A 7,492-nucleotide genomic window follows, 5' to 3' on the forward strand; every position below is an offset into this window, starting at 1 on the left:
CTGCGTGCCGACCGCCAGCCCGAGTTCACCCAGATCGACCTCGAGATGTCGTTCCCGACCGAAGAGGACATCTTCGAGCTCATCGAGGGGCTTTTCGCGCGCATCTTTCCGATGGTCGGAATCGCCGTGGCGACGCCTTTTCGGCGACTGACCTATGACGACGCCATGGCGCGCTTCGGCAGCGACAAGCCCGATCTGCGCTTCGGCGTCGAGATCCAGGACGTGACGGCGGTCGCCGCGTCCTCGTCGTTCAAGGTCTTCCAGAAGGCCGCCGCCGAAGGCGGCGTGGTGCGCGCGATCGTGGTCCCTTCCGGCGCCGCGATCAGCCGCTCGCAGACCGACCTGTGGAGCGACTTCGTCAAGAAGCAGGGGCTGCCGGGCGTCCTGCTGCTCAGGCGCTCGAACGGCGAGCTCGCGTTCTCGGTCAAGCAGGGTCTCGCGCCCGAAGAGCTCGAGGCGATCGCCTCCGCCCTGGGGCTGGAGGAGGGCGGGATCGCGGTGCTCGCGGCGGGCAATCCGATGATCGTCTCGCCGGCCCTTGGCGCGCTGCGCCTCGAGCTGGCGCGGCAGCACGACTGGATTCCGGCCGATCGCTACGAGTTCCTCTGGGTGACCGGCTTCCCGCTGCTCGAGTGGGGGGCAGAAGAGAAGCGCTGGTTCTCGATGCATCACCCGTTCACCTCGCCCGACCTCACGGGGGTCGAGTCGCTCGCCGCCGATCCAGGGGCGCTGCGCGCCCGCGCCTACGACGTCGTGCTCAACGGGACCGAGCTTGGCGGCGGCTCGATCCGCATCCACGACCGCGACGTGCAGTCGCAGGTCTTCCGGCTGCTCGGCATCGGCGAGGAGGAGGCGCGCGAGCGCTTCGGCTTCCTGCTCGACGCGCTGCGACTGGGTGCACCGCCCCATGGCGGGCTGGCGCTCGGCCTCGACCGCATCGTGATGCTGATGACCGGGGCGCCGTCGTTGCGCGACGTCATCGCCTTCCCGAAGACCGCCTCGGCGAGCTGTCTGCTGACCGAAGCGCCGTCGGTCGTGGACGCCCGGCAGCTGCGCGAGCTCGGCCTTCTGCTCGCGCCGGGCGGCACCCCGACGGTTGCGACTCCCACGGCCCCCAAGGGCTGAGGCCGGGGTGGCTCACGCCGACGGAGCCCTGCACCTGCGCCACGCGCGGGGCGAAACCAGGATCGTCACCGGCGAAGGCTGCCTTGCCGGAGCGGTGGCGGCCCACCCCGGGCTCTGGCAGGGGAGAACCGTCTTCCTGATCTCGAGCCCGACGGTGCTGCGCCTGCAGCGGGAGGCGCTCGGCCCGCTCCGGGCCGCGGTCCCGGGGCTCGTCGAACTGGTGGTTCCCGACGGCGAGGCGGCCAAGTCGGTCGAGGTCGCAGGCCGGCTCTGGGAGGAGATGGCGTGCGCTGGCGGCAAACGCGACAGTGTCGTCGTCGCTTTCGGCGGCGGCAGCGTCGGCGATCTCGCCGGGTTCGTCGCCGCCACCTTCGTGCGCGGTGTCGCCTTCGTTCAGCTGCCGACCACGCTGCTGGCGCAGGTCGACGCCGCGATCGGCGGCAAGACGGCGATCGACATCGCTGCGGGCAAGAATCTGGTCGGCGCCTTTCATCAGCCCGAGCTCGTCGTCGCCGACAGCCGGATGCTCGGCACGCTGCCGCGCGCCGAGCTGCGGTCGGGCCTCGTCGAAGCGATCAAGATGGCCGCGCTGCTCGATCTCGACCTGCTCGCCCGAATCGAGGCCGACCTCGCGCGCCTGCTCGATGGGGATCCGGCGGCGCTCGCCCCGGTGGTGCGCGGCGCGGCCGCGGCCAAAGTCGGGGTTGTGCAGCGCGATCCGTTCGAGGGCGGCGAGCGTCAGCTGCTGAACTACGGTCACACCCTCGGACACGCGCTGGAGGCGGCCGCAGGTTATGGGACGATGCTCCACGGCGACGCCGTCGCCTGGGGAATGCGCTTTTGCCACCGACTGGCCCTGCGGCGCGGCGCCGACGCCTCTTTCCTGACGCGGATCGAGCACCTCCTCGACCGGCTCGGGCTGCCGGCGCTGCCGCCGGTCGGCGTCAGGGAAGTGGTCGCGAATCTGGCGCGCGACAAGAAGGCACGCCAATCCGGGCTGGTCTGGATCCTGCCGATGGCGCCCGCGAGGGGCGAGCGGACGACGGGGATCGGCGAGGCCGAAGTGGCGTCGGAGGTCGAGGCCTTCCTGCACCACTGTCGCACCGGCGCCGGCCCCGTATAATGCGCTCCGGAGCTCCGCGCGGCAGGCGTCGTCGGAGCACCAACCGGCCATGGGCGCGCTACCGCAACTCACCCGAAGACTGAAGCTCCGGCATGTGGCGTTCCTGTTGCTGCTGCTCTCGGGCGCCATCCCCCTCGCGATCACCAACTGGCTCCTGATCGCCCAGAACCGCGAGCTCCTCGTCACCGAGGAGAAGAGCTACCTGACCACCTCCGCGCAGGCGCTGTCGCGGGAGCTCGGCGAGTATCTGGCGGGAGCCCGCCGGGAGCTCGAGCAGATGGGCGCCGGGACGCTCGCCCCGCCGGGATCGGATCTGGTTGCCGAGCGGCTGCGCGAGCCGTGGGTGACGACCTACCTGCAGCGCTTCGTACGCGGCGCCCGGCAGCCTCTCGCCCTGCGCGTCCTCGATCTCGAAGGCGCCGGCTGGCGCTTCTCCCTGCCCGATCTCGGCGACTCTTCCGAGCGCGCGCTCGACGAGGCGTTCAATGCCGCTCTCGGTCAGAAGACGGCGATCTATCGCTTCGCCGTGCTGCCACGCTCCAACGAGCCGGTCGCCGCCCTGGCGGTTCCGATCCGCAGCGAACGTGGCGAGATCTCGATGGTCGTCGAGACGCTCGTCCGCCTGCGGCTCATGGAGGCGGTGCTCGAGCGCGATTCCAAGGGGCAGGGCCAGGTGCAGGTGTTCCTGGTGGATCGGGACGGCAAGCTCCTCTGGTCCGAGGGCGCGAGTCCGTCGGTGCAGCAGGCCCTGGCGCGCTCCGATCTCCTCCTCGACTTCGCCCGGAAGCCGCTCAATCTGACCTCGGAGTACACCCTCGAGAGCGAGACCGGCTCGGTGGCGATGCTCGGGATGGTCAGCCCGGTGGTCGAGAGCGGGTGGGGCGTTGTCGTCCATCGGCCGGTGGCGGCGGCTTTCGAATCGGCCCGCCGGATGGTCATCAGCGCCCTTCTGGCGACGGTTCTGCTGCTCCTGCTGGCGGTTCTGTTCGCCATCTACGCCTCGCGCTGGCTGGGGCAGCCGATCCGCCAGCTCTCCGAGACCGCGCACAGCATGGCCGCCGGGAACTTCGCCGAGCGCCTGCCCGAGCAGCGCATCGTCGCCGAGCTCGCCGACCTCTCCGCCGATTTCAACCTCATGGCCGGCTACGTCGAGGATCACGTCGCGAAGCTGAACGAGGCGGCGCGGCAGAACCGCGAGCTGTTCATCAGCTCGATCCGCGCTTTCGCGGCGGCGATCGACGCCAAGGACCCCTACACCCGCGGGCACTCCGAACGGGTCGCCGAGCTCTCGCGCCTGATCGCCAAATCGCTCGGCCAGAACGAGGAGTTCCAGCACAAGCTCTGGATCGGGGCGCTGCTGCACGACGTCGGAAAGATCGGAATCGAGGACCGGGTGCTCAACAAGAGCGGCGTCCTGACGCCGGAGGAGTTCGAGCAGATGAAGGCGCATCCGACGATCGGCGCCGAGATCCTGCAGTCGATCGAGCCGCTGCGCGAGATGCTGCCGGCGGTGCGTTGGCACCACGAGAACTGGAACGGCAAGGGCTATCCCGACGGCCTGCGCGGGGCGGCGATACCGTTGATGGCCCGCATCGTCGCGGTCGCCGACTGTTTCGACGCCATCACCACCAACCGGCCCTACCAGAAGGCGTACGAAGCCCGGTATGCCGCGGAGCTCATCACACAGCTCGCCGGCTCGCGGTTCGATGCCAAAGTGGTGACCGCCTTCCTGCGCGCCTTCGAGGGCGGTAGTCTGGTGGAAGACATGAACGAACGGACCCGCCCGGGGCTCGAGATCGAGCTGCCGATCGCGGCCTACATCTAGCTCGCTGAGCTGCCGGGAGACCGACCTTGCCCTTCCAGTACATTCTCGCCAACCTCTTGGCCCAGAACGACGGCGCCGTCGGTGTGCTCTTCCTGGACGACACCGGCGAAACGGTCGACTTCGCCTGCTCGGACTACAGTCCCTACCAGATGCGTGTGGTCGGCGCCTACGTCGGAATCTACCTCCGTCAGAGCGAGACCTTCCTCGCCAGCACGAATCTGGGGAAGGCGAAGTTCCTGCATGTCGAGAAGGAGGGGCTGCACCTCTATTCGATGCCGCTTCCCGACGGCTATTACCTGGTCCTGGTGCAGCGCCGGCCGGGCCTCGCCGGCATCGCGCGGCGCACGATGGAAGAGGCTTGCGACCAGCTGCAGCGCGCGCTCTTCGTGCAGGGCTGAGGAGCGATGACCGAGGAGAGGGGGGCAGGGGCACCGGCGCCGACGGGGCTCTGGCAGAAGCTCCGGAACGGACTGGCGCGCACCCAGGCGCGGCTCGCCGAACGCGTCGGGGTGGCTCTCGACCTCAAACCGAAGCTCGACGAGGTCACCCTGACGGACCTCGAAGAGGCGCTGATCGGCGCCGACCTCGGGCTCGGCACGGTGGAGCTGCTGCTCGGACGGCTGCGTGAGCGCGTGCGCCGTGCCGACCTGGGGACGGAGGGCCGCTTGCGCCAGCTGCTCGCGGAAGAGGTCGAGCTCCTGCTGCGGGAGGGCGCCGCCGAGGCGGCCCGCGCCGGAACGGGCGGCGACGAGGTCGGGAATTTCGACGGCCGGCCGGGCCCCCGGCTGACGCTGGTGGTCGGAGTGAACGGCGCCGGCAAGACGACTTCGATCGCCAAGCTCGCGCGGCGCAGCCAGCTGCGCGGCGAGAAGGTCCTGCTGGCGGCCGCGGACACCTTCCGCGCGGCGGCGATCGAACAGCTGGTGATCTGGGGCGAGCGGCTCGGCGTCGAGGTCGTCCGCCAGGCAGCCGGATCCGATCCGGCGGCGGTGGTCTTCGACGCGATCATGGCGGCGCGGGCGCGCCGGGTGGACCACCTCATCGTCGATACCGCCGGGCGGCTCCACAACAAGGAGCACCTGATGAACGAGCTGGCGAAGATCCGGCGCATCGTCGAGCGCGAAGCCGCCGGCTGGCCGATTCGCACGCTGCTCGTTCTCGATGCCACGACCGGACAGAACGCCCTGGTCCAGGCGCGCGAGTTCCTGCGTGTCGCCGCAGTGGACGCCGTGCTGCTCTCCAAGCTCGATGGAACGGCGCGCGGCGGCATGGTCGTTGCCGTGGTGCGGGAGCTCAAGGTTCCGGTGCTCTACCTCGGGGTCGGCGAGGCGCCGGAGGACTTGGTCGATTTCGATCCCCGGGAGTTCGCCACTGCCCTCGTCTCCTGAGCCGCTGCGGCGCGCGCTGGTCCTGGCGGCGCGCGGCCGGACGACGACGGCGCCGAATCCGATGGTCGGCGCGGTGCTCGTCCGCGACGGCAGGGTGGTCGGCGAAGGCTCGCATCGCCGCCCGGGCGAGGCGCATGCCGAGATTCTGGCGCTCGAGGCGGCGGGCGAGCTGGCGCGCGGCGCCACGCTCTACGTCAATCTGGAGCCCTGCAGCCACCACGGCCGCACGCCGCCCTGCGCCGACGCCCTGGTCGCCGCCGGCGTCGCCCGGGTCGTCGCCTGCCATCGAGATCCCGACCCGAGAGTCTCGGGGCGCGGCTTCGATCGTCTGCGCGCGGCTGGCATCGCCGTCGCAGTCGGCGAGTTGGCGGAGCGGGCGATCGAGCTCAACTTCCGATTCCTGGTCAACCGGGTCTTCGGGCGTCCCCAGATCACCCTGAAATGGGCGATGAGCCTCGATGGCAAGATCGCGACTGTGAGCGGCGAGAGCCAGTGGATCTCGGGATCCGCAGCGCGGCGCTGGGCGCTGGCTCTGCGGGAGGAGCACGACGCCATCCTGGTCGGCATCGGCACGGTGCTCGCCGACGATCCGCGCCTCGACCGAAGGCTGGGTCGGGCCGGCGTGCCGATCCTGCGCGTCGTGCTCGATCGGCGTCTGCGGACGCCCCCCGAATCCAGACTCTTCACCGTGCCGGGACCGGTGGTGATCTACTCGGAATCGCCTTCCGGGGAGCGTGCCTCGAGGCTCCGCGAAAAGGGGGCCGAAGTCGTCGTCCTGCCGGAGGTTTCGCCGGTGACTGCCCTCGCCGATCTCGGCGGGCGGGGGATCTCGAGCCTGCTGGTCGAAGGGGGGCGTGAGGTGGCGACGGCCTTCTTCGCCGCCGACCTCTACGACCGGCTGGAGGTGGCGGTCGCCGGACGGTTGCTCGGCGGGCAGACGGCTCCCGGTCCGCTGGGCGGGCGCGGCGTCGAACGACTTGCAGAAGCCCCTTCCGTCGACCGGCTGAAGGCCCGAAAGTGTGGTTCCGACCTGGTGCTGTCAGGATTCAACTCGAAATGTTCACTGGAATTGTTCGCGAACTTGGGACTCTGACCGCGGCGCCCGTCGACTCGGGCCAGGGCGGCGTTCGTCTGCGGATCGGGCACTCGGCGGAGCTCGGAGCGCTGCTCTCGCCCGGGGCGAGTCTCGGCGTGTCCGGGGTCTGCCTCACCATCCTCGATACGGCGACGAGGTCGGAGGTCGAGTCGGAGGTGGAGCTGTCGCGCGAGACCCTGGCGCGCACCCGGCTCGGGCGGCTCCGTCAGGGCGACCGGGTCAATCTCGAGCCGGCGCTGCGGGCCGGGGACGCCCTGGGCGGGCATTGGGTCCAGGGACATGTCGACATCCTCGCGACGCTGCTGCGGCGCGACGACCGCGAGGCGCACAGCGATTTCACGGTGGCGATTCCTCGCGGAATGGCAGCGTACGTCGTCGAGAAGGGGTCGGTCGCGCTCGACGGCGTCAGCCTGACGGTGGCTTCGTGCACTCTCGAGTGCTTCAGCGTGGCTCTGATCCCGCACACTCTCGAGGTGACGACTCTGGGGGCCGCCCGCCCCGGCAGCCGGTTCCATTTCGAAGCCGACGTCCTCGCCAAGTACGTCGAGCGGATGCTCCTGGTGCGCGGGCTCATCCACATTCCGGACGGCGAGGGGAAGGACCGTTGACCTGGCGCGAGGTCGTGCCGCTGCCGTCGCGGTTCTGGATCCGTCACCTGCCGCGCCGCTGGCCCGAGGCCGAAGAGCCGCGGCTCGACCTCTACGAGCACCGGATCGTGTGGCCGCCCGGCGTCGGGCCTCGGCCGGCGCCGGGAGACCGATTGCCGGCCGTCGCAGCGCTCGCGGACGTTGCACTGGTGCCGCCGGTACGCAAGGACCGGACAAGGGAAAGAAGCAATCTGGTGCTGGACCTGATCGCGGCCCGGGTGCCGGTTCTGGATCAGTTCTCCGTTCTGGACGCAGATAGCGAGGCGCCCGGTGCGACCGTGGTCGCCG

8 protein-coding genes are annotated in these 7,492 nt (G+C 70.3%); all 8 read left to right on the forward strand.

What is annotated here, in order from left to right:
- Positions 1-1,125: aspartate--tRNA ligase (gene aspS / locus KBI44_18445; GenBank protein MBP9146466.1), on the forward strand; the 1,125-nt coding region annotated here is incomplete at its 5' end.
- Between the two features lie 7 nt (positions 1,126-1,132).
- Positions 1,133-2,248 (forward strand): 3-dehydroquinate synthase, encoded by a 1,116-nt coding sequence (locus KBI44_18450; protein ID MBP9146467.1) that lies wholly within the window; start codon positions 1,133-1,135, stop codon positions 2,246-2,248.
- Positions 2,249-2,297: 49 nt separating this feature from the next.
- Positions 2,298-4,073, forward strand: a complete 1,776-nt coding sequence (locus KBI44_18455; protein ID MBP9146468.1) for an HD domain-containing protein — start codon at positions 2,298-2,300, stop codon at positions 4,071-4,073.
- Between the two features lie 26 nt (positions 4,074-4,099).
- Positions 4,100-4,471, forward strand: coding sequence for a hypothetical protein (locus tag KBI44_18460; protein ID MBP9146469.1), 372 nt, complete (start codon positions 4,100-4,102; stop codon positions 4,469-4,471).
- A gap of 6 nt (positions 4,472-4,477) precedes the next feature.
- On the forward strand, positions 4,478-5,461 hold the full coding sequence (gene ftsY / locus KBI44_18465) for a signal recognition particle-docking protein FtsY (GenBank protein ID MBP9146470.1): 984 nt from the start codon (positions 4,478-4,480) through the stop codon (positions 5,459-5,461).
- Positions 5,462-5,465: 4 nt separating this feature from the next.
- Positions 5,466-6,554, forward strand: coding sequence for a bifunctional diaminohydroxyphosphoribosylaminopyrimidine deaminase/5-amino-6-(5-phosphoribosylamino)uracil reductase RibD (ribD, locus tag KBI44_18470; GenBank protein ID MBP9146471.1), 1,089 nt, complete (start codon positions 5,466-5,468; stop codon positions 6,552-6,554).
- Positions 6,518-7,165, forward strand: coding sequence for a riboflavin synthase (locus KBI44_18475; GenBank protein MBP9146472.1), 648 nt, complete (start codon positions 6,518-6,520; stop codon positions 7,163-7,165). Before ribD ends, KBI44_18475 begins: the two co-directional genes overlap by 37 nt.
- The coding region (locus KBI44_18480) for a hypothetical protein (GenBank protein ID MBP9146473.1) at positions 7,162-7,492 on the forward strand (331 nt) is incomplete at its 3' end. The genes KBI44_18475 and KBI44_18480, both read left to right, overlap by 4 nt.

This window comes from Thermoanaerobaculia bacterium, assembly GCA_018057705.1.
GTDB lineage: Bacteria > Acidobacteriota > Thermoanaerobaculia > Multivoradales > JAGPDF01 > JAGPDF01.

Coding starts and splice junctions, on each gene's coding strand:
- ftsY (MBP9146470.1), top strand. CDS start 4,478: ATGACCGAGGAGAGGGGGGCAGGGGCACCGGCGCCGACGGGGCTCTGG.
- KBI44_18455 (MBP9146468.1), top strand. CDS start 2,298: ATGGGCGCGCTACCGCAACTCACCCGAAGACTGAAGCTCCGGCATGTG.
- KBI44_18475 (MBP9146472.1), top strand. CDS start 6,518: ATGTTCACTGGAATTGTTCGCGAACTTGGGACTCTGACCGCGGCGCCC.